This window comes from Neptunomonas marina, from assembly GCF_004005935.1.
In the GTDB taxonomy this organism is placed as follows: Bacteria; Pseudomonadota; Gammaproteobacteria; order Pseudomonadales; family Balneatricaceae; genus Neptunomonas; species Neptunomonas marina.
In genome coordinates this window covers 1-20,259 of sequence record NZ_SACQ01000008.1, presented here as the reverse complement: position 1 = coordinate 20,259, position 20,259 = coordinate 1, and the positions used below count along the sequence as shown (strand labels likewise).

The following is a 20,259-nucleotide window of genomic DNA, read 5'->3' as shown; positions in this document are numbered from 1 at the left end:
TTAAGAGGTTATTAACATGATGAAAGGTGGTATGGGGAACCTGATGAAACAGGCCCAGAAAATGCAGGAAGAGCTACAAAAAGCTCAGGCAGAGATCGCTAACGCTGAGGTGAACGGTGAATCTGGTGCAGGCCTTGTGAAAGTTGTCATGAATGGCCGCCACGACGTTAAGGGTGTCAGCATCGATGACAGCCTTATGGAAGAAGACAAAGAGATCTTAGAAGATCTCATCACAGCAGCGATCAACGATGCTGTACGTAAAGTTGAGTCGCAAACCCAAGAGCGCATGCAGAAAGTGACAGGTGGTATGGGTATGCCACCAGGCTTTAACATGCCGTTCTGATTATGTCATTTAGCCCTTTACTGCATGAGTTGATCGCGGCGTTGCGCTGTTTGCCAGGCGTTGGCCCGAAGTCTGCGCAACGCATGGCGTTTCATTTGCTTGAGCGCGATAGAGAGCGCGCCATGACGCTCTCAGATGCGCTGCGCACGGCTGTCGAGCAGGTATCTGAATGCCAACGCTGTCGTACCTTAAGTGAAACCGATATCTGTGAGATCTGTGCTTCGCCCAGCCGCGATGAAAAGCTTTTATGTGTGCTAGAGACGCCGATGGACATCTTGGCTATTGAGCAAACGAGCGGCTTTGGTGGCCTCTACTTTGTGCTGGGTGGGCACTTGTCACCCATCGATGGTGTTGGGCCGGATGATATCGGTATCGATCAATTGGTTGAACGCATCAATGAGGGCGTCATCGAAGAGGTGATCTTGGCGACTAACCCAACGGTAGAAGGTGAGGCAACGGCACATTATATCGCCGAGCAGCTGAAAGGCCGTAATGTAAAAGTGAGCCGCATCGCGCACGGGGTGCCGGTGGGTGGTGAGCTAGAGTATGTGGATGGTGGCACGCTGGCTCATGCGCTGGCGGGCCGTCGCTTACTTTGATGGGATAATACAGAGCATTTATGGAAACGATGTATCAATGGGAGGTGTTGGAAGCCTCCGCGCAACAGCCGGTTCATATCAACACAAATAGTGCTCTGGCTGAGTATTGTGAGCGATGGGCGCAGCTGCCGATGATCGCAATCGATACGGAGTTTCAGCGCGTCGACACTTTTTATCCTATCCCTGGCTTGATTCAAGTGGCAGATGATACGCAGTGTTACTTGATTGACCCGCTAGAGATCTCTGATTTTTCACCGCTGGTGGCGCTGTTTCGCGATCCATGCGTGCTGAAAGTGATCCACGCAGGTAGTGAGGACCTTGAACTCTTCAATCACTCCTTTGACGTGATACCACGCCCGTTATTCGATACTCAATTGGCGGCTGCGTTTGTTGGCTGGGGGTTTACGATGGGGCTGCAGCGCTTGGTCGAACATGCACTGAGCGTCCATTTGGGTAAGGGTGAAACCAACTCTGATTGGTTAAAGCGCCCGCTCAGCCCGCAGCAAGAGCGTTATGCGGCACTGGATGTTGCTTACCTTCCCGCCATTTGCTTGATGCTCAAGAGCAAACTAGAGCATCTCGGGCGCACAGAATGGTTTGCGGAAGAGACGGAGATGGTGCTTGGTAATGTGGTTGATACCGACCCAGAGGGGCACGAGTACTATCGTCGTTTTAGCCAAGCGTGGGGGCTGCCTGATCATAAGATTGCTGCGCTGCGTGATGTAACCCGTTGGCGTGAGCAGGAAGCGAGACGTCGTGATATCCCGCGCAACCGTATCTTGCGCAACCAATCACTACTCTCCCTCGTGCAGGTATGGCCCAAGAATAAGTCTGATTTGGCGCGTGTTGATGAAATTAAGCAGCGGGCTATCCGTGAAGACAGCGAGACGATTCTTGCGTTTATCGCCAATGCCCAGCACAGTGCAGAAAGCGAGCCTGTGAAACCTATTCAGCGGCCGTTACCGATTATCTGGAATAAACGCCTTAAGAAACTGAAAGCGATAGGGCGTGAAGCGGCTGCACGGCTTGAGATGGCACCAGAGGTGGTGTTGCGTAAAAAAGATCTGGATAACTTAATACGCAGCCGAAACCCTCAGGGGGATTACCAACTGCCCAGTGAGCTAAGTGGCTGGCGCAAGTCTGTGGTTGGGGATGCGTTGCTCAATCAACTGGCTCAATTTGAGAAAAATGGTTCATAGTTATGAAAATTATTTCGATTTTTAAAAGCTCCCGTAAAGATGAGATGTATCTTTATGTTGATAAGCGGGAACAGCTTGAGCGTGTTCCCGAGCCGTTGCTGGAGATGTTCGGTAAACCGGTCCATGTGATGGATATGCCTCTGACGAGTGAGCGTAAGCTAGCGCGCGTTGAAGATACCCAAAAGCTGTTGGATGATGTGGCAGAGAACGGGTTTTATCTGCAAATGCCACCACCAAAAGATGACTACATGCTAGATCTTTATAAAAACCGTCCGGAGACAGGGGTTCGTTAGTGGTTGCCCAAAACGTATTTTGGCAAAGCAAATCACTGGACGAGATGACACCCTTTGAATGGGAGTCACTTTGCGATGGCTGCGCCTTGTGTTGTCTGCACAAGGTAGAAGATGAAGACACTGAAGAGGTCTTTTATACGACAGTTGTATGTCACCTTTTGGACTTTGATAACTGCCGCTGTACCGAGTACGAAAAGCGCTGCCAACTGGTGCCAAGTTGCGTCAAGCTGCGGCCAGAAGATGTGGAGTCTTTTCATTGGCTGCCGCCAACCTGTGCTTATCGCCTTGTATATGAAGGTAAAGATCTTCCCGAGTGGCACCCGCTGCTATCGGGCAAAGATGACTCAGTTATCAATGCGGGCGCTTCGGTACTGAGCTATTACGAAGTCAAAGATAATGAGATCAGCGAAGAGCAATTGATCGATTATGTGATGATTGATTAAAAAAGCCGGCGATACTGCCGGCTTTTTTATTGGACGTTCTGTACTGGATTGCCACTTACTCAGCGTGATCACGCGTGAATACAAGTGTATCGCCCTCTGACAGGGACTCCGAGTATTGGTAGCCGTCATAGTCAAAGTTTTGCAGCGCTTGCGGGTTGTCGATGCCATTTTCGATAATATAGCGTGCCATAAGCCCACGTGCTTTCTTGGCGTAGAAGCTGATAATTTTATACTGGCCGTTCTTCCAGTCTTTGAAGACAGGGGTGATGACACGTGCATCGAGTGCCTTTGGTTTCACCGCTTTGAAGTATTCGTTAGAGGCAAGGTTGACCAGTACTTTGCTGTCTTGCTCAGCAAGTTCCTCGTTCAGTGATTCCGTTAGCGCATTGCCCCAAAACGCATAGAGATCCTTGCCATGCGGGTTTTGGAGTTTTGTGCCCATCTCAAGGCGATAGGGCTGCATACGATCAAGTGGACGCAATACGCCGTACAGGCCTGATAAGATCCGCAGGTGCTGCTGCGCATAATCCAGTTGCGCTGATGACAGCGATGCAGCATCCAGACCTGTGTAGACATCGCCATTAAAGGCCAGTACCGCCTGCTTGGAGTTATCCGCTGTGAATTTCGGCTCCCAAGAGGCATAGCGCGCCACGTTAAGGCTGGCGAGCTTATCACTTAGCTTCATCAACTCTGCGACATCCTGTACCGAGAGCTTATCGAGGATATCAATCAACGCTTGGGATTGGTCGATAAAGCGCGGTGTGGTGTGGGTATCGATGTGGGCTGGCGTTTCATAATCAAGATTTTTAGCCGGTGAAATCACTGTCAGCATGGGGTGTTTTTGCTCCGTTTTCAGGTTGCCCAGAGTGCTCTGTATTCGCTTCCTTTTTTACCATTCCCGACGTTCAGATGAAAGGCAGGGGCGATCCTTATGCTGTTTTTGTGTATGATGTTGGCGGATTATTTATCATAGATTTTTACAGCAGGACTTCTTGGAAAATGTCGAAAAAGACTGTGTTAACAGGTATTACCACAACAGGGACACCGCATATTGGTAACTACTTGGGTGCGATTAAGCCCGCTATCCAAGCCAGTGAAGACGAGAGTTACGATAGCTTTTTCTTCTTGGCGGATTACCACGCACTGATCAAGTGTCACGATCCTGAGCGTGTTGCGCGCTCCTCGCAAGAGATCGCAGCGACTTGGCTGGCGTTAGGCCTAGACACAGATAAAGCGACATTTTACCGCCAATCAGATATCCCAGAGATCCCAGAGCTCACGTGGATCCTGACATGTATGACCTCTAAAGGTTTGATGAACCGCGCACATGCGTACAAAGCGTCTGTGGATGCCAACCGTGATGCGGGGAAACAAGATTTGGATGATGGCGTCACAATGGGGCTATTCAGCTACCCGATTTTGATGTCGGCAGATATCTTAATGTTCAACGCAGATATCATCCCTGTTGGTAAAGACCAAGTGCAGCATATCGAGATGGCACGGGATGTTGCGGGGCGCTTTAATCACACGTACCAAAATCTTTTCAAGCTACCAGAAGCGCAAGTCGATGAAGAGACTCAGCTCATTCCGGGGCTAGATGGTCGTAAAATGTCGAAGAGTTACGACAATACGATCCCACTGTTCTGCTCGTCTGAAGAGCTGCGTAAGCTGATCAACCAGATCGTGACGGATACGCGCGCGCCAGGTGAGCCGAAAGACCCTGATAACAGCACACTGTTCCGTTTATACAGCTGCTTTGCTAACGAAGCCGATGCCGCAGCGATGCGTCAGCGCTACCTTGAAGGTATTGCATGGGGTGATGCGAAGCGTGAACTGTTTGAGTTTCTTGATAGCCAGTTGAGTGCACCTCGTGCGCGTTACCACGAACTGATGGGTGACCTCGGCGAAGTGGAAGCTGTCTTGCAAAAAGGTGCAGAGAAAGCTCGCGCTCGCTCTATGCCGTTGCTTGATCAGGTACGTGTTGCGGCAGGTATTCGCCCGCTAAACTACGTGCCAGCGCAGCAAGCAGAGCAGGTGCAGGAAAAGAAGGAAAAGTCAGCAGAAGAGATAGCGCGTGCAGAAGAGGGGCGTCGACGCGCCATTCTTATGCAGTTAAAGCGTTATTTTGATCGTGTTGAAGCTGCAGATGATAAGGCCGCAGAAGCCGTAGCGATTCTCGAAGAGAAAGCGGCCGAAGTAGCGACACTCAAAAAGAAAGCGAAGCAAAAAGCTGAAAATGAGCTTGAACTGCTGACCGAAGAGTTCGCTCAATATACTCGTTAATTTAGCCATTACGTGCCGGAGTGCCCATGTATTCGACATTGATCAACGCAGACCAACTTAAGGCCGACTTTGATGCCGCATCATGGGTTGTCTTCGATACGCGCGCCTATTTGACCGACTTCGCGAAAGGCCGCGCGCTTTATGAGGCGGGTCATATTCCGAACGCGCATTTTCTCGATATGGAAAGTGTGCTTTCGGGCGAAAAGAGCGCCCAAGTAGGGCGCCACCCATTACCTGATGAGCAGGCCTTTATCTCTACTATGGCGGCTTTTGGTGTGGCACCTGGCGTTCAAGTGGTTGTCTATGATGATATGGCTGGGGCGATGGCGGCGCGTCTATGGTGGATGTTGCGAATGGCTGGCCATGAAGCGGTAGCGGTGCTCAACGGTGGACTACCGAGTTGGCAGGCGGAAGTGGGCGAGCTCTCAACAGAGATACTAGAACCTAGCGCTGCAACCGCGGCGTTGGCGTGGGATGCGCGCCAGTATCTGAGCACAGCTCAGGTGTTGGCTCAACTTGATCAACTACAGCTAGTCGATGCACGCTCTCAAGAGCGTTTTGCAGGAGACGCTGAGCCGATAGATCCTGTTGCGGGGCACATCCCGGGGGCGGTCAATCGTCCATTTCAAGCAAACCTTACCGAAGCTGGCCTGTTCAAAACGCCAGAGGTCTTGCGTCGTGAGTGGCTAGCATTGATTGATGCCACAGTGCCTGTTACGCATATGTGTGGTTCGGGTGTTACAGCGTGCCATAACTTATTGGCGATGCATCATGCAGGCTTAACGAATACCAACGTGTACGTTGGCTCTTGGAGTGAGTGGGTTCGCGATGCGGACCGGCCCATCGCTTTGGGTGCTGAATAAGGTTATCCCATTCGCTTCAAGCCCAGTGCCATTCTTATTAGACCATAGGCGAGTTTGACTCAGCTCATCGCCATAGCGCGATTAAACTCGTCTAATCTAAAGTCAGATCTAACTTAGGAGTATAAGCATGACGGTATGTTACCAGTCGGGCGTTGTTGCGCCAGCGAGTTCTGATGCCCTGTTCATTACGCTCAATGTTAAAGCGGGCCAGCGCGATCAACTGCGCGCTGCGTTGTCTGATGCGTATCAGCGTGTTGCCAGCGTATGTGAAAGCTATGCCGATAATGCGCCGTATAGTGTCATCGCTGTGGGTAGTGACTTTTGGGACACACTGTTTAGTGAACGCCCCCGTGAGCTGACCCGTTTTCCTGAGTTGGCCACCGATAACTACACCATGCCAGCAACGCCTGCTGACCTTTTCTTGCACCTTCGCTCCAATCGGCGTGACGTTACATTTGAGATGGGTAAAGCGGCGATGCAAGCTCTCGGTGGCATTTGTGAGGTGGTGGAAGAGGTTTCCGGCTTTCGATATCTCGATAACCGTGATTTAACAGGGTTTGTAGACGGTACCGAAAACCCAGAGGGTGCCCATCGCGCCGAGGTGGCTGTTGTTGGCGATGAAGATCATGCTTTTGCTGGGGGGAGCTATATTCACGTGCAGCGATATATCCATGACATCGCGAAGTGGGAAAAGCAGCCTTTAAAAGCACAAGAAGATACCTACGGGCGAACTAAGCATGACAATATTGAGTACCCGTCTGCCGAGAAGCCATTATCTGCCCATACAAAACGCGCATCTTTGAAAGATGAGCAAGGCCGCTCTCTTGAGCTGTTGCGCCATAGTATGCCGTACGGAACGACAACGCAAAATGGCTTAGTTTTTGTGAGTTACTGCCGTACTCCCCATAACTTTACGGAGATCCTTCGTAGTATGATGGGGCAAGCAAAAAGTGCTGCAGGCACGACTGATAAGGTGTTGCAGTTCACACAAGCTGTCACGGGAGCTGCGTTTTTTGCACCCTCCTGCGAGTGGTTTGAATCGCTAGCATAGATGCTAGGGGTTATCCTTTCGTCGTGCGGCAATCTGTCGCGCGACACTATGTCACGCTCAAAATAGGCCGTAAGCTCATAAAATACTCCTCTTTATTAGGAGGGTTTAATGTATGGGTCGCTATGGCGCTTTGGGAGCGATGACACTGTTATCGACATCACTACTTACGGCAGCAGATGAGGGCTTAACGCTAAAGGTTACTTACGATGCCGACCGTTTGGGAGACGTGGCAGAGGAGCCCGTTACAACATTCACCAAGAAGCCTTCGGCTGATTTAGCTGATCTCATTCGTCAGGTAAACGGTGTGAGCGGTATCCGTATGGGCGGGCGTGGCATTGATCCGGTTATTCGTGGGCAGCGCGAAACTCAGTTAAATGTGCTCATTGATGGGGCTTTTATCCATGGTGGTTGCCCTAATCGCATGGACCCGCCGAGCACTTATGCCAGTGTAAATAGCTACGACACATTAACCGTTATTAAAGGGTTTGAGACGGTTAAGTACGGCAGCGGTGGAACAGGCGGTACGGTACTGATTGAGCGACAGACACCAATGTTCGATGACGATGGTGTCGTGGGGCATCTATCCACCACCTATCGAGACAATGCAGAGGGCGGCCAAGGCAGTCTCGATCTCGCGGCGGGTAGTGAATCTGGTTACGTGCGCGTTGTAGGTGACTATGACGAAGCTTCCCATTATCGGGATGGCAAGGGTGATGAAGTGCGCTCCTCCTACCTGACGCGCTCCGCAGGTATTATTGTGGGCGGTGACATTACCGAAAACACAACGATTCAAGCCAGTTATGACCGCAACGAAGAGCGCGATGTATCTTTCGCTGGAGCGGGTATGGACTCACCTAAATCGAACGCAGATAGCTACCGTCTAAAGCTAGCGCACAAACCCGCAGGCAGTGTGATCTCGAAGGTCTCGGCTGAGCTTTATCGCAGCGAGGTGGACCACCTTATGGATACCGCACGCCGCGGCGGTAAGATGGTGATGTCCGCACCGAGCGAATCCAACACAACCGGGGGGCGTATCACCGCGACCGGGTGGCTCGGCGCGCATGAGTTAACTGCGGGGGTTGATATGCAGCAGCGCGACAAGAGCGGTGCCATCTTTGCTTTACCGGCTGGCGTAAAAAAGGGGCTGCTATGGCCGGATGTATCTATCGACCAAGTAGGTGTCTTCGCAGAAGTAGCACGCCATTTAAGTGCCCAAGATAAGTTAACAGCGGGTCTGCGCTATGATCGCATCGAGGCGGATGCTGCCTCTAGGGAGCGATCCTTTGGTAAAACGCTAGCTGAGCTGTACGGCCAAGCGCTCAGCCCTCAAACTGAGCACAATGTTTCAGGTTTTCTCAATTGGCAGCATGACCTTGGCGCAGGGCGAGTTTTTAGTGCAAATCTATCGCGTGGCGTGCGCACCGCTGATGCCACTGAGCGATATATGGCGAAGTCGAATTGGATTGGTAATCCATCGCTGGATCCTGAAAAACATCAGCAGTTGACGCTAACGTTACACGGGGGCGATCAACACCCGTGGTTGGTTTCAGCGTTCTACAACCGTATTGATGACTATATTCTGCGTTACCAACATGCGGGCGCTAGCCGCTATAAAAACGTGGCTGCCGAGCTTTATGGTCTTGAACTTGAACAAGCTGTTCGTTTGGGCAGCCACTGGCGTATTACCGGGCAGCTCAGTTACACGGTGGGTAATAACCTCGATGATGATCAACCGCTCTCGCGCATAGCGCCGTTGATGGCGTCGTTGAGTGCTGATTATAGCCGTGATGCTTGGGAGGCTGGGGTACGCTGGAACTTAGCAGGGGCGCAGAGCGATGTGTGTCTAGCCAGCTCTAGCTGCGCGGGCCTTGATGTAACAAAAACACCTGGGTACGGCGTGGTTGACCTTTATGCGGATTATCAAATCAGTGCCGGATGGCGTATCTCTGCGGGTGTCGAGAATATTTTCGACAAAACATACCGATTACATGAAAGCCGTGATGATGTTTTCGATCCAAACCCGGTACAGGTCAATGAGCCTGGTCGGCAGTTTTGGCTGACCTTGCGTGGTGAATTCTAACTTTGAAAGGGAGCCGAGTGGCTCCCTGTTTTCTTATAAAGATCGCGCTATTTAGTAGTTGTAGGAGAGAGTGATTGAGCCAAAGGCATGGCCTTTGCCTTGTTGTTTGAACTCCTTAGTGCGATGCACCAGTGCAACTGATACTTTCCAGTTTTCATAAGTGCTAGCGATACCAATGGCTCCGTCGGCCACGAAGTGCTTTTTACTCACCGAGTGGCTATTGCGGAAGGTATTGCCATCGAGAAAAATATTATTGAGCACGATACGACCATCAATAGAGATAAAACCGTGTAGGCCGATATTTCGGCTGGTACGGGTTGCTCCTGGCGAGCTGTTGTCACCACCTGGGCGCAGCGCTGATGTGCCGAAATCTTTGGGTAGGTTCCAACCAAAACGCATTTCGCCGCCGGCGTTTAAGTAGCTGGCCACATTACCTATGCTGCCGCCATAGTGGCTGATGAAGTCGTACCCTAGGTCATCGCTAAAGTCCCAGCGCCATGCCTGCTTTTCTTCATAAACAAGCTGAAGGCCTAGCTCGTTTTTGAGTTGATTATCCCAGCCTTCGAACTGCTCAATGCCACGAATTTTGTGCACGAAGTCTTGGGTCTCATGAGCAAAAGAGGCGGGGCCGACAATACCGAGGTTGAACTCTACCGACTTTAACTTATTGGCCGTTGCGGCGTGAAACCCAAAACCTGCATAAAGCCAGCCGGCGTAGGGCCGGTCATTTGGGTCAAGTGTCGTTCTCTCTGAGTCAGAAGGGGTGTAGATCTGCTGGCCTAAAGTGAAGATAAATTTACGCTTCACCTCTTCACCATATTTTTCTGGGACAGGATAAAAAGGTTCAAGATAGGTATTGGCTCGGCGCAGCCATAAAGGTACCGAGGGGTCATCCAGATAGCTGGTGACATCGGGCGATACCGCCGACATCCTTACGCCATTCGTGTAGCTGCGGTCTGTGTTGGCAAATAAGTCATTCTCGAAGTAGTAGTTTTGCGTCCACTCGGAGGCCATGACCGGGGCACTGGCTGCTAATGCAGCTATCGATAAGGTTTTCTTTAACATCATATTAGAAGTAGGTTCGTCGTGCTGGTGGCCGTCTGAGTAACAGGCGGCTGGCTATTAAGATCAGCAAAAAGAAGAGTAACATGGCAACATCCGCAAGATTCAAACCGTAGAACTGCCAACTCGGCGGAATGCACTCGGTACCTGTGGGTAGGTATGGAGCAATATGTGTTTGAAAGAGGGGAGTGCCCTCTAGAGCATCAAGCCCAAGCGAACACTCATTAGGTGCAAACGATGCGCTGAGCCAATGATACCTAACCGACGCTGCCATTCCTGCCGCTGCAATGAGCAGCGCGATGAATGCCAAAATGCGTTGGCCCGTCACCCAAGGGTTTAACAAGAATGCGATCACAAACAGGATGCTCAGACCCAATAGGCTAGCTCTTGCTATTGCGCAAAGGCCACAATCGATACCTTCCAACACGGGCGCTAAGCTAATAGAGGCATAAGCTAACCCACAGCCCGATAGAGCGAACCCTAGCAGGTTGAGTCGTCGGTAAGAGAAGAGTGCATCGTCGATTGTAGCCACGGCAGATTACTTCCCTAAATTATGGTTTGCGATACCACTGACCGGCAGGTGATTTCAAATAGCTACCGGAATCTGCGCGTTCATAAAGACGCTGTGCAATACGTGCTTCGATAACGCTACGCTCAACGCCTGCTTTGCTGGCACTTTGCTGGTATGCGGTCGCTCGCTTTTTATTGATCGAATCGATCAGCGCACGGACATCACCAGAAGGTGTGGCGGTAACACTGGCAAGATAGCCTTGCTGCGTTTCACCCACTAAACCTTTGGCTTTTGCTTCATCTAAGGAAAGCGCCCAAGCGTTCGTGAACAATGTGCTGAGTACCATTGTTAACAAGATCTGTTTTATCGTACGAGGCATCTGTCGGGTCTCCTTAGAACAGGTCACTTTGGTCATCAAGCAGTTGGTCAATCTCGCGATCAACTTTAACCAGTATCTCATGCTCAATTTTGACATTGAGGTTGATGGTGATGGGTTCATTAGGAACCGCGACTTCGACGCGTGGTGCGCAGCCCGCCAATAGCGTGGCTCCGACAAAAATCAGGCTGATAACCGTAAGCCTTTGCTGCATAACTATCTCCATGACGGCAGAGTGGGTCAACGATAACGCTTTTCTATTTGTTGCGTCAATTTGTCGGCAAACTGAAGCGTTTCTAATAATTTAAGTACGTTTTCTTCAATATTGATCGAAAAGTTAACCGGTTGGCCTTGGTTCCAATCTGGGTTCGTTCCCTCTATGCGTGTAGCCAGCAATAACGAACCGTCAGGTTCATAGTTTGCTTTCGCAGAGAGGTGATTAAAGTGAAAATTCTCAAGAGCATCTAGGGCTACACCTAAACCAAGGTTTTGTTGACCTAGTGCTTTGACGCTTGCGTCGGGCTGATATTGAACGACACCTGGGGAGCGTGCGGCGAGGGTTCCGTTAACGACCCGGACCCCTGATGGCATGAACTGAAGGGGGAGTTCGCCATCAAGGATACCATAGCCTGTAAGGCCGGGTTGTTGTTCTAGTAAGAGTATCTCCTGTAGAGAAAGTTCCGAAATTTTTACGCTGGCGCTAATTTTTTCCGCGTCCAGCCGGGTAAACAGAGGCAACACACTCGCGCTGCCGCCGAGTAACTGCAAATGGGCGTGTTTGAGGTCGAGACTAGGCTTTTGAGTAATATTGTTGAGGCGTAGTTCGAGCGATATATCGGTAATGGGAGTGCCCACTGCCACAGTATCGATATTCGCCTTGAGGGACTGGTCGAGGCGGCTACCGCGCAAGAAGGTGGTTCCTGATAAAAACGCTTGTTGGAGTGCTTTGTTTTCCAGCACCAGCGCAAGGTTATTCAGGCTGTGATGCAACTTGCCATCTAAGCGGCCCTGGCGCCATTCAAAGGCCCCATGGTGCGCATAGGTACCCGATAGCACTTTTAGCTCATCAGGAACTTGTTGCTTTATCTCTTTCGGGAGTATCGCTAACAGTGTTGCGGTGCTATCAGCGAGATTAAACTCCGCCAAGCGCCAGCGTGCATCGGCAACATCAGACGTTGCATTATAGGTGACGGCGCCAGCACCTTTAGCGGGAATAGAGGGCAGCGAGACCTCTAAGCCAGCTTTAACATTGGGCCATGCGATGTAAGTAGAGCCAGATAAGCCGATGGGGGGCGCTGTTGTTTGCCCGCTCTGTATCACAAATGGGCTGACCGCTAGCGTGGCATTGGCGCTGAGTTTTGTTGGTGCGATATTCTCGAGTGTTAACAAGGCGTCCAGCGCTTTAATATGCGTCGTATCGTATTTGAGCTGCTCCAGATTAAGCGCGACATGCAGCGGTGACAGCACAGCTGTGAGTGGCTGATCAACGGGGAGCTTTACACTAAACGGGGCGGTGAGATTGGCTATCGCGCGCGCGGCATGGACTTCATGCTTGATCTGCGCTAACTGCAGCGTAGCTTCGTTCAGGGTCACATTAAACTGATCGATACCCTGTGATTGATGAGATAGCGCTGCTTCTAACTGTGTTTGTCCGACAAAGGCGAGTGGTTTTGGGTGGCTTGCAACCAGTGTGTGGCTCCCAGAAATAGCGAGTGCTTTGAGCCACTGTGTTACATCGCCAGTAAAGTTTCGACGGGCCGCAAGGCTTGCAGCCCCTTTTAGACTGCCACGGGTTTGATCGAACTCCCGTGGTAGTGTCTGCTGATATTGTTGAGCGACCTCAGTGGATAGTCTTGCAAGGCCTTGAAGCTGCAACTGATAGCTGAGCTTAGTTTGCAGCGTTGCTTCGTGCAGAGATAGCTCAATATCGCTATTAAAAAAGCGTTGATTGCGCTCCAGTAGCGCCAGAGTGGCACGGTTATCGGCACTAACCGTGATGTCGGCACGGACCACCTGTTTATCTGCTACGTTTGCTAATACGCGAGATAATAACTGGGTTTGAGTAAGGTATACGTTGCCATCGAAACGTAGCTTAGGTTGCGTGGGCGCGAGCCAAGTTAGCTGAAGCTGACCAATGACGAGTTCCTCGGCAGGAGAGAGTTGCATCCATTCGTTCGGCATCAGTAGCGACAGATCGAGGGGGGAGCTTTCCGATATATTGGCTGGCGGCTCGCCCGTGAGCTCAACCGTTAAACTGGCTTGAGGTATCTCAACGCGCGTTAAGCGCTGCTCCAAGATGAGGGTCAACGGTTCATAAGATACGGTAACGGGCCCAACTTCGAGCGTTGATGTGCGGTCTTGTGTGACTTTTTGGGCGCTTAGCTGGCTAATACGTAGTTGGCGGAATTCAGGGTAGTCCAGTGCGAACTGCGGATTTGAAAAGCCGCGATCAAGTAGCCAGCTCTCTACTGCGGACTTGGCAAGAAAGGGCAGGGAGATGTAAAGCGCTACCGGCAGCACCATCAGCATCGCTGTGAAGGCTAGCAGCCACTTCCTCATCCCGTACTCCTTTGTGTTCGGTGGGCTTACATTGCATCAAGCATTAGGTCATCGAGACGCTCAATCGCCATTTTTAGATTAAAGATCAGGTCGGTATAGCGATCTTCATCTGCTTCGATATCGAGGTCACCCAATCGTTCCGCTGTTTCGTCAAGTGATTCACCCTCGCAATTGATTTGGTGATCCCTTAAAAGCCAGTAGATTAGGCCATTGACTTCGGCTGGTGTCTGAACGCTGTCGATATCACTTAGCAACTGATCACGGATATCGCGCAGTATTGCCATCTCGGCTGCATCGTCCTCGGTAGCAACATAGCAGCGTAGAACTTGATCAGCGTTTTCAAGGGTTTGGTTGCCCACAGTCCATGCCATTAGCGGAGCTTCCTAACAACGTTGATGCCATCACGTACCGTTAAAAATATGTTTTCTACGTCAGGGTCCGCGGCAATCATACGGTTAGTTTCGACCAGTGTGTCGTCGATCTCTGACTCTGGCTGCAGCACCTTGCCCGACCACAAAACGTTATCCAGAATGATGAGGCCACCCGGGCGGGTCAGTGCTTTGACTTGCTCGTAGTAGTTTAAGTAGTTGCGTTTATCAGCATCGATAAAGGTGAAGTCCAGTGGGCCGTCTAGCTTTTCTGGCAGCGTTTCGAGCGTATCGAGTGCGCGGCCAAAAATAACCTCGATCTTATGGCCATGCTCGCTGCGATCAAAGAACGTTTTCGCGTAGTCAATCGCGCGCGGGTTTGTTTCACAGCAGATAAGCTTGCCGTCTTCTGGCATCCCTTCGGCGATCGAAAGCGCAGAGTAACCGGTGAACATACCGATCTCGAGTGCGCGCTTGGGTTGATGGATGGCTGCCAGCATCTTTAACGTGCGGCCCACCAAGCGGCCAGATAGCTTCTGTGGCCAGCCCATGTTCTCATTTGTGCCGTCAATCAGCTCTTGCAAAAGTGCAGGCTCTTCGCCGGTATTAAGAAAGGCGTAGTCATCAACAGCTTCGTTTACCAGGAACTCCATAAAGCGGGAAATCTCTCTTTACTGTGGGAAGCGAGGGAAGACCTCGCCGCCTCTGAATCGGTTAGCAAAATAATTTCGCGATTATAGCACTTCTTTCGATATGGCTGGGTAGCGCGAAGCGCTCTGATCACACCTGATTTGCGTATGGGTAATATGGGTAGCGTAGGCTTAGGGTTTCACTAGGTTTTACTCTACAATAGGCAAAATTTTTTTGGCGGGAGAGCGTTGTGGATCCGATCTTTGTTTTTCTTTTTAGCGGCTTTGTTTCGATGTCGGCTGCGTTGAGCGCAGGGGCAATCAATAAAATTCCTGAAGCTGAGCGTGAGGGCTGGCTAGCAAAGAGAAATAACCAAGTGCTGGTGGTGCTGCTCGGTAATCTAGCTGCGTTGACGCTGGTCGGAGCGATGGCCTATGGTGTGCTAAATCTGACATGGTGGTTCCCGTGGGTGTGCTTATTTATCTCCTTCCCCGTGGTGCATTTAGTGCTTTTTCAGCGCTTGCTGGGCGATCTTAAAAATCTGCTGTTTATGGGCGCATTGGTTGTTGCAGCTATTCCAACGCTTTACTACTACTGGCAGTAGCATGTCGCGTCTTGTGGCTGAGATAGGCGTGAATCAGGTCGAAATCGTCACTATTTGATGCCATCAATCGGGTGCGCTCTGATCTGGAGAGTGCATCCAGTAGCTTTCCTTTATCTGAGCTGCTAAGTGCTCCTTGCGCTGTAAGCGCTTCAGTCATATCCCAAATTTCTCGCTCAAGTGTGTTGGTCATTGCCATTGCGCATCCATGATTAAGCGCATCATTGGTGGGCATCTCTTGGAGTGCGGTTGCCGCATCTTGCAGCATTACAAATGTCAGCATATCGGGTAGGCTCTGCTATTTTATCTGTATAAATATACAATATTGGTGTGGCTAGTTGCTTTATCTGACTAGTGTGAAAAGCAGCATCGTATGTTTGCTCTGTAGTAAGAGGGACGCTTTTGTTTAATAGTGGTTCACAAGAAAGTTGGGTACTTGCGGGCGTTTTGTTGCTCTTGTTGGTGGTTGCGCTCCTAAGTTGGTGGCTTGGCAGCCGCCGCCATCGCGAGGCTTATACGGCATTGCAGGCGGAGCTTCACCAGCAGGCGTTGAATGTTGCCGGTATGGAGGCGCAACTGCGCCAGCTAAGTACGTTGACCGATGAGCTGGAAAACGCTCGCTATGTACAAACAGATCTTCGTGAGCAGTTAGCGATTCGTCAGGCGCAGGTGGCGGAGCTAGAGGCCCGTTTGCACGCTGACCGAGAGGCAACCGAAGAGAAGGTGCTGCTGCTGACTCAAGCACGGGATCAGCTGAAGCAGGAGTTTCAGGCACTGGCTGCGCAAATTTTTGATGAAAAGACCCAGCGCTTTGCAGAGTCGAGCCAGCGCGAGATGGGGATGATGCTCAACCCTTTGCGCGAGCAGCTCGGCGAATTTAAGCGCCGGGTTGAGGATGTGTACGTTAGGGAGGCAAAAGATCGGCGCGCCCTTCATGCTGAGATCACGCAGCTCAAACAATTAAATCAGCAGATGAGTGAAGATGCGGTCAATCTGACCCAAGCCCTAAAAGGCGAAAATAAAACGCAGGGTAACTGGGGTGAAATCATTCTTGAGCGCGTGCTGGAGGAGTCAGGGCTGCGCAAAGGTCATGAGTATCAAGTGCAGGTCTCGCTTGCGAGTGAGCAAAGCCGCTATCAGCCCGATGTCATTGTGCATCTCCCTGATGGCAAGGATGTTATTGTCGATTCGAAAGTCACGCTCACAGCATATGAGCGTTATTGCAGCGCATCGTCAGATACTGAGCGGCAGCAGCACCTCAAAGCACACCTTATCTCGTTACGCGGACATATTAAGGGTTTAGGCAACAAGGCTTATCAAAAACTCGATGGCGTGCGCTCGCTCGATTTTGTGCTGATGTTTGTGCCGGTAGAAGGCGCGTTTTTAACTGCGTTAGAGGAGGATCCTGAGCTTTTCCGCTACGCTTTTGAGCAGAATATTATGCTGGTGAGCCCGTCCACGTTGTTAGTAACGCTGCGGACAATCCAGAATATTTGGCGCTATGAGCATCAAAGTCGCAATGCGCAAGAGATCGCCAAGCGCGGCGCTGAGCTACACGATAAGTTTGTTGGCTTTGTTGAAGCGTTAGAGGATGTGGGTAAGCATTTGCAGCGGGCGCAAGGTGCGCATGATCAAGCGTATAAAAGGTTGTACCAAGGCCGAGGTAATCTCGTGCAGCAAGCGGTATTGCTGAATGAGCTAGGTATTAACGGGAAGAAATCTTTACCAAACGACTTAGTTGCTGCGGCATCTGAATCAACAGCGGTGGATGGTTTAGATCGGTCTGAGCCCGAATAGGGCAACATAAACATAATAAAAAAGGCCACATTGTTGTGGCCTTTTTTGTGGGTGCTTGGTTACAAGCTGCGGCGTAGCTCGCGATCAAACTGGAATTTACGTGATGTTACATGCTCTTCCAGTCGGCGAATACGCTGATCAATGTTTGCCATACGTGCGCGGATCTCTGCAACACGGGCTGACGCCGGATGGCTCTTATCTAGCACTTTATCTTTTAGGTTTGCGTTGGGTCGATAGACAGACTCCTCCGCTTGGTAAGTCTGCTGGCTTGGTCGGCTAGCGAGCAGAAAAACTGCTGCGATGTAGCCAAAGATCACCAACGGACCTGTAAACATAAAGAGAATAAAGATAGCCAGACGAACCCCACCTGCTGACCAGTTCATATTCTCCGCAATCCCTGCGCAGACACCGCCAATCCAACGTGAGCGTGTGCTGCGATATAGATCGATGTCGTAACCTCGGTATTTAGCTGAAAACATACAGCCTCCTTATTTTACGGCTTGCTCATCACGCCAGTTTGGGTGATCGGCATCCAAAATCGTCTCAAGTGTGCGCAGGCGATCTTCTAAATGATCAACCTCGGCTAATGCAGTCTCTAGTGCTTGTTTATCTTCGCCTGATAGCCCTTTAGCTGAGCGCCACTTACTGATGTAGTGCAGTACCAGCCAAAGCGGCAGAACTAAGCCTACGAAAATGACAGCCGGTACGAAGAAAAACACTAAACTAGACATAGTTATTCACCAGAATCCTTTTTATCCATGCGGGCTTTGAGTTTTGCCAGCGCTTCATCAATGGCCTCGTCGCGCTCAAGATCAGCGATCTCTTCGGCCAGATCTTTGCTGCCTAAGTCGTAACTTTCGACCTCAGCCTCCATGTTATCCATTTTCCGCTCGTAGCGCTCAAACTTCTCGAATGCTTCATTTAGCTTGTCGCGGTTAAAGCGGCGGCGAATTTCCAAGCGTGAGCGGGCAGACTGCTCACGTGCGAGCATCGATTTTTGCTTCGCTTTAGCATCGTCCAGTTTGTGTTGGAGCTGGCTGATTTCGCTGTTCAAGTCTTCTAAGTGCGACTCAATAGCATCAAGTTCGTTGTGGCCTAGCTCTAGTGTTTCAGTTGCTGCCGCTTGCTCGGCCAGTGCAGCGCGCGCTAGATCTTCGCGGCCTCGTGTAATGGCTAGTGCTGCTTTTTGTTCCCAGTCTTCAGCATCTTGGGTCAGGGCAGCCATGCGGCGCTCCAGTGTTTTTTTATCAGCAATAACCTTTGCGGAGGTGCTGCGAACCTCAATTAGTGTCTCTTCCATCTCTTGAATCATCAGGCGGATCATCTTTTCAGGATCTTCCGCACGATCCAGCAGGGAGTTGATGTTGGCGTTAACGATGTCTTGAAAACGAGAAAAAATACCCATTGTTATCACTCCTTCTGTGTAAATGCCTCTCCAAGCATGTACTCATGCCTCGAGGGCTATGGATACTTTGATGTAGCGAACTCCATGCCAATTTTATAAGCTGTTGATATATATGGCTTTTATAAAAATCATTAAAAAATAAATGCTAATATTAGTTAATTTGACTAAAATTTAATTAATTTTTTGACTAATATTTAGTCTATGAAATTACATAATAAATCCATGATTGGCGAATCAGCTTTAATGCTGGATCTTGCAGACCATATCTCGCGAGTTGCTGTGCTTGATAAGCCGGTATTGGTGATAGGTGAGCGTGGAACCGGTAAAGAGTTGGTGGCAGAGCGTTTGCACTATCTATCGAGGCGCTGGGATCAGAGCTTCCTCAAGGTAAATTGCGCAGCAATGACTGAAAGCTTGTTGGAGTCCGAGTTATTTGGCCACGAGGCAGGTGCTTTTACCGGCGCATCTAAACGACACCTCGGCCGATTTGAGCGGGCAGAGGGAGGCTCGCTGTTTATGGATGAATTAGGCACTTGCTCTCTACGCGTTCAAGAGAAGCTGCTGCGTGTGATTGAGTATGGTGAGTACGAACGAATAGGTGGGCAGACAACGCTGCAAGCAGATGTGCGTCTTATTGCGGCAACGAATGCAGATCTACCACAGTTGGCAGACAGCGGCGAGTTTCGTGCTGATTTGCTTGATCGGTTAGCATTTGATGTTGTCCATATTCCGCCACTGCGCTATCGGCAAGAAGATATCCTTTTGTTGGCGGAGCATTTTGCGCTAAGTATGTGCTTAGAGTTGGGGCGTAGCTACTTTGCAGGCTTTTCTGACTATGCGCTGGATCAGCTGCGAGATTACTCTTGGCCCGGTAATGTGCGTGAGCTGCGAAATGCGGTGGAACGTAGCATATATCGTCAAGATGATGAGGATGAGCTACTTAAAGAGCTGCTGCTTGACCCTTTCGCCGTGCCGTGGGCTGAGTCAAAAGAGGTGCCTGAAGCTGATGAGCCCTCCGAAGGAGGTCAAACGACTGGCTCGGTTGATAAGCCGCAGTTGGGATTCGCGCAGCAAGTGGCTGAGTTTGAAAGGGGGGTGCTGTTAGAGGCCCTGAAAGCGGTGAACTACAACCAGCGTGATGCAGCTGAGGCTCTCAATATGACTTACCATCAGTTGCGCGCGCAGCTTAAGAAGCAGCAGATGCTCCCGTTGCGGCAATTTTTGCGCAAAAACACCGTCGATATTGCTAATGAATAAATTTCACTCAAAAACTAAGGTTAAAATCAAAAGTGGATTTTGATTTGTGATGGAATAATCAATATTGATTTTTGATATCTTTGGAATTATTCAAAAATGGATTTTGATTTTTTGCATTTATTCAAAATTGAATTTTGATTTTTTTGATAATTTAGATTCACTTTTATTCATGTGGTTAATAATAATTTGCTGCGTTAACTTGGGTGCTTCAGTGCTCTATCTTATTGAAATATGTAGATTTATCTAAAGTTATAAAAGTATACGTCGATAACCTATTGGCGATAGTTGATTATATTTTGTACATTAATAACGCGGGTTAATTCTTGAGTATGTAACTGGAATTAGCCGAATGTTTGCATATAATTTGTCGCGAACTGAGTTTTAGATCCTTTATATATGAATGGTTGGCCCCATGGAAAATGAACACAACATGATAGTCGCGTTAGACATTGGCACCTCCAAAGTGGTTTGCCTAGTGGCTGATGTGCGTCCAGATGGCCAGCTCGAGGTGGTGGGTATCGGTTCGCACCCCTCCCGTG

Annotated in this window: 24 protein-coding genes and 1 pseudogene; 13 read left to right on the top strand and 12 right to left on the bottom strand. The window is 50.2% G+C overall.

All coding sequences use genetic code 11. From position 1 onward, the window contains the following. The first annotated feature begins 16 nt into the window (after nucleotides 1–16). The 5 genes from EOE65_RS15335 to EOE65_RS15315 are packed head-to-tail and all read left to right on the top strand — an operon-like array spanning nucleotide 17 to nucleotide 2,877. Nucleotides 17–343, top strand: coding sequence for a YbaB/EbfC family nucleoid-associated protein (locus EOE65_RS15335; protein WP_127695322.1), 327 nt, complete (start codon nucleotides 17–19; stop codon nucleotides 341–343). 2 nt (nucleotides 344–345) lie between these two features. After that, the gene (gene recR, locus EOE65_RS15330; protein WP_127695320.1) at nucleotides 346–942 is read left to right on the top strand and encodes a recombination mediator RecR; all 597 of its coding nucleotides are present in this window, start codon (nucleotides 346–348) and stop codon (nucleotides 940–942) included. A 20-nt stretch (nucleotides 943–962) separates the two neighbouring features. Then, nucleotides 963–2,141 (top strand): ribonuclease D, encoded by a 1,179-nt coding sequence (gene rnd / locus EOE65_RS15325; protein WP_127695318.1) that lies wholly within the window; start codon nucleotides 963–965, stop codon nucleotides 2,139–2,141. 2 nt (nucleotides 2,142–2,143) lie between these two features. Next, the gene (locus tag EOE65_RS15320) at nucleotides 2,144–2,434 is read left to right on the top strand and encodes a YcgL domain-containing protein (RefSeq protein WP_127695316.1); all 291 of its coding nucleotides are present in this window, start codon (nucleotides 2,144–2,146) and stop codon (nucleotides 2,432–2,434) included. Continuing rightward, on the top strand, nucleotides 2,434–2,877 hold the full coding sequence (locus EOE65_RS15315) for a YcgN family cysteine cluster protein (protein WP_127695314.1): 444 nt from the start codon (nucleotides 2,434–2,436) through the stop codon (nucleotides 2,875–2,877). The genes EOE65_RS15320 and EOE65_RS15315 overlap by 1 nt, the downstream gene beginning before the upstream one ends. Nucleotides 2,878–2,932: 55 nt before the next feature. On the opposite strand, the gene yaaA is transcribed toward EOE65_RS15315, so the two are convergent. Continuing rightward, the gene (gene yaaA, locus EOE65_RS15310; RefSeq protein WP_127695312.1) at nucleotides 2,933–3,709 is read right to left on the bottom strand and encodes a peroxide stress protein YaaA; all 777 of its coding nucleotides are present in this window, start codon (nucleotides 3,707–3,709) and stop codon (nucleotides 2,933–2,935) included. Nucleotides 3,710–3,876: 167 nt separating this feature from the next. Between yaaA and EOE65_RS15305 the strand changes: the two genes are divergently transcribed. The 4 genes from EOE65_RS15305 to EOE65_RS15290 all read left to right on the top strand — a co-directional run bounded on the left by EOE65_RS15305 (nucleotide 3,877) and on the right by EOE65_RS15290 (nucleotide 9,154). Further along, the gene (locus tag EOE65_RS15305) at nucleotides 3,877–5,160 is read left to right on the top strand and encodes a tryptophan--tRNA ligase (protein ID WP_127695310.1); all 1,284 of its coding nucleotides are present in this window, start codon (nucleotides 3,877–3,879) and stop codon (nucleotides 5,158–5,160) included. Nucleotides 5,161–5,186: 26 nt separating this feature from the next. Continuing rightward, nucleotides 5,187–6,023 (top strand): sulfurtransferase, encoded by an 837-nt coding sequence (locus EOE65_RS15300; protein WP_127695308.1) that lies wholly within the window; start codon nucleotides 5,187–5,189, stop codon nucleotides 6,021–6,023. Nucleotides 6,024–6,150: 127 nt separating this feature from the next. Further along, nucleotides 6,151–7,074: a Dyp-type peroxidase gene (locus tag EOE65_RS15295; RefSeq protein WP_127695306.1), complete on the top strand. Its 924-nt coding sequence runs from the start codon at nucleotides 6,151–6,153 to the stop codon at nucleotides 7,072–7,074. Nucleotides 7,075–7,186: 112 nt separating this feature from the next. Next, nucleotides 7,187–9,154 carry a TonB-dependent copper receptor gene (locus tag EOE65_RS15290; RefSeq protein ID WP_127695304.1) on the top strand — a complete coding sequence of 656 codons (1,968 nt, stop codon included), beginning with the start codon at nucleotides 7,187–7,189 and terminating at the stop codon, nucleotides 9,152–9,154. 51 nt (nucleotides 9,155–9,205) lie between these two features. Here EOE65_RS15290 and EOE65_RS15285 read toward each other — a convergent pair whose 3' ends face one another. Genes EOE65_RS15285 through EOE65_RS15255 form a run of 7 tightly spaced genes read right to left on the bottom strand, consistent with a single transcriptional unit; the run spans nucleotide 9,206 to nucleotide 14,683 of the window. Further along, nucleotides 9,206–10,222, bottom strand: a complete 1,017-nt coding sequence (locus EOE65_RS15285; protein WP_127695302.1) for a lipid A deacylase LpxR family protein — start codon at nucleotides 10,220–10,222, stop codon at nucleotides 9,206–9,208. A 1-nt stretch (nucleotide 10,223) separates the two neighbouring features. Further along, nucleotides 10,224–10,748 carry a disulfide bond formation protein B gene (locus EOE65_RS15280; protein WP_127695300.1) on the bottom strand — a complete coding sequence of 175 codons (525 nt, stop codon included), beginning with the start codon at nucleotides 10,746–10,748 and terminating at the stop codon, nucleotides 10,224–10,226. A 19-nt stretch (nucleotides 10,749–10,767) separates the two neighbouring features. Beyond that, a complete protein-coding gene (locus EOE65_RS15275) occupies nucleotides 10,768–11,106 on the bottom strand; it encodes a YdbL family probable chaperone protein (RefSeq protein WP_127695298.1) in 339 nt (112 codons plus the stop codon). Nucleotides 11,107–11,119: 13 nt separating this feature from the next. Next, complete coding sequence (locus EOE65_RS15270) at nucleotides 11,120–11,317, bottom strand: YnbE family lipoprotein (RefSeq protein WP_127695296.1); 198 nt, start codon at nucleotides 11,315–11,317, stop codon at nucleotides 11,120–11,122. Between the two features lie 26 nt (nucleotides 11,318–11,343). Next, nucleotides 11,344–13,662, bottom strand: a complete 2,319-nt coding sequence (locus EOE65_RS15265; protein WP_127695294.1) for an intermembrane phospholipid transport YdbH family protein — start codon at nucleotides 13,660–13,662, stop codon at nucleotides 11,344–11,346. 26 nt (nucleotides 13,663–13,688) lie between these two features. Beyond that, complete coding sequence (locus EOE65_RS15260; protein ID WP_127695292.1) at nucleotides 13,689–14,033, bottom strand: hypothetical protein; 345 nt, start codon at nucleotides 14,031–14,033, stop codon at nucleotides 13,689–13,691. Next, nucleotides 14,033–14,683 (bottom strand): O-methyltransferase, encoded by a 651-nt coding sequence (locus EOE65_RS15255; protein ID WP_127695290.1) that lies wholly within the window; start codon nucleotides 14,681–14,683, stop codon nucleotides 14,033–14,035. The genes EOE65_RS15260 and EOE65_RS15255 overlap by 1 nt, the downstream gene beginning before the upstream one ends. A gap of 227 nt (nucleotides 14,684–14,910) precedes the next feature. Between EOE65_RS15255 and EOE65_RS15250 the strand changes: the two genes are divergently transcribed. Further along, a complete protein-coding gene (locus tag EOE65_RS15250) occupies nucleotides 14,911–15,264 on the top strand; it encodes a hypothetical protein (protein ID WP_127695288.1) in 354 nt (117 codons plus the stop codon). Here the strand turns inward: EOE65_RS15250 and EOE65_RS15245 are convergent. Beyond that, complete coding sequence (locus tag EOE65_RS15245) at nucleotides 15,233–15,544, bottom strand: hypothetical protein (protein WP_127695286.1); 312 nt, start codon at nucleotides 15,542–15,544, stop codon at nucleotides 15,233–15,235. The two genes, EOE65_RS15250 and EOE65_RS15245, sit on opposite strands and share 32 nt — an antisense overlap. Before the next feature lie 119 nt (nucleotides 15,545–15,663). Between EOE65_RS15245 and EOE65_RS15240 the strand changes: the two genes are divergently transcribed. Then, nucleotides 15,664–17,058, top strand: coding sequence for a DNA recombination protein RmuC (locus EOE65_RS15240; RefSeq protein ID WP_240657015.1), 1,395 nt, complete (start codon nucleotides 15,664–15,666; stop codon nucleotides 17,056–17,058). Nucleotides 17,059–17,117: 59 nt separating this feature from the next. On the opposite strand, the gene EOE65_RS15235 is transcribed toward EOE65_RS15240, so the two are convergent. The 3 genes from EOE65_RS15235 to pspA are packed head-to-tail and all read right to left on the bottom strand — an operon-like array spanning nucleotide 17,118 to nucleotide 18,463. Next, entirely contained in the window at nucleotides 17,118–17,537 is a 420-nt protein-coding gene (locus tag EOE65_RS15235) for a PspC domain-containing protein (protein ID WP_127695284.1), read from the bottom strand. 9 nt (nucleotides 17,538–17,546) lie between these two features. Continuing rightward, nucleotides 17,547–17,789, bottom strand: a complete 243-nt coding sequence (pspB, locus tag EOE65_RS15230; protein ID WP_127695282.1) for an envelope stress response membrane protein PspB — start codon at nucleotides 17,787–17,789, stop codon at nucleotides 17,547–17,549. A 2-nt stretch (nucleotides 17,790–17,791) separates the two neighbouring features. Continuing rightward, the gene (gene pspA, locus EOE65_RS15225) at nucleotides 17,792–18,463 is read right to left on the bottom strand and encodes a phage shock protein PspA (RefSeq protein WP_127695280.1); all 672 of its coding nucleotides are present in this window, start codon (nucleotides 18,461–18,463) and stop codon (nucleotides 17,792–17,794) included. A gap of 201 nt (nucleotides 18,464–18,664) precedes the next feature. Here pspA and pspF point away from each other — a divergent pair, with 201 nt between their 5' ends. Together pspF and EOE65_RS18155 are read left to right on the top strand one after the other, a co-directional pair. After that, the gene (gene pspF / locus EOE65_RS15220) at nucleotides 18,665–19,720 is read left to right on the top strand and encodes a phage shock protein operon transcriptional activator (RefSeq protein WP_127695278.1); all 1,056 of its coding nucleotides are present in this window, start codon (nucleotides 18,665–18,667) and stop codon (nucleotides 19,718–19,720) included. A gap of 412 nt (nucleotides 19,721–20,132) precedes the next feature. After that, nucleotides 20,133–20,259, top strand: a pseudogene (locus EOE65_RS18155) (cell division protein FtsA); the annotation flags it as partial.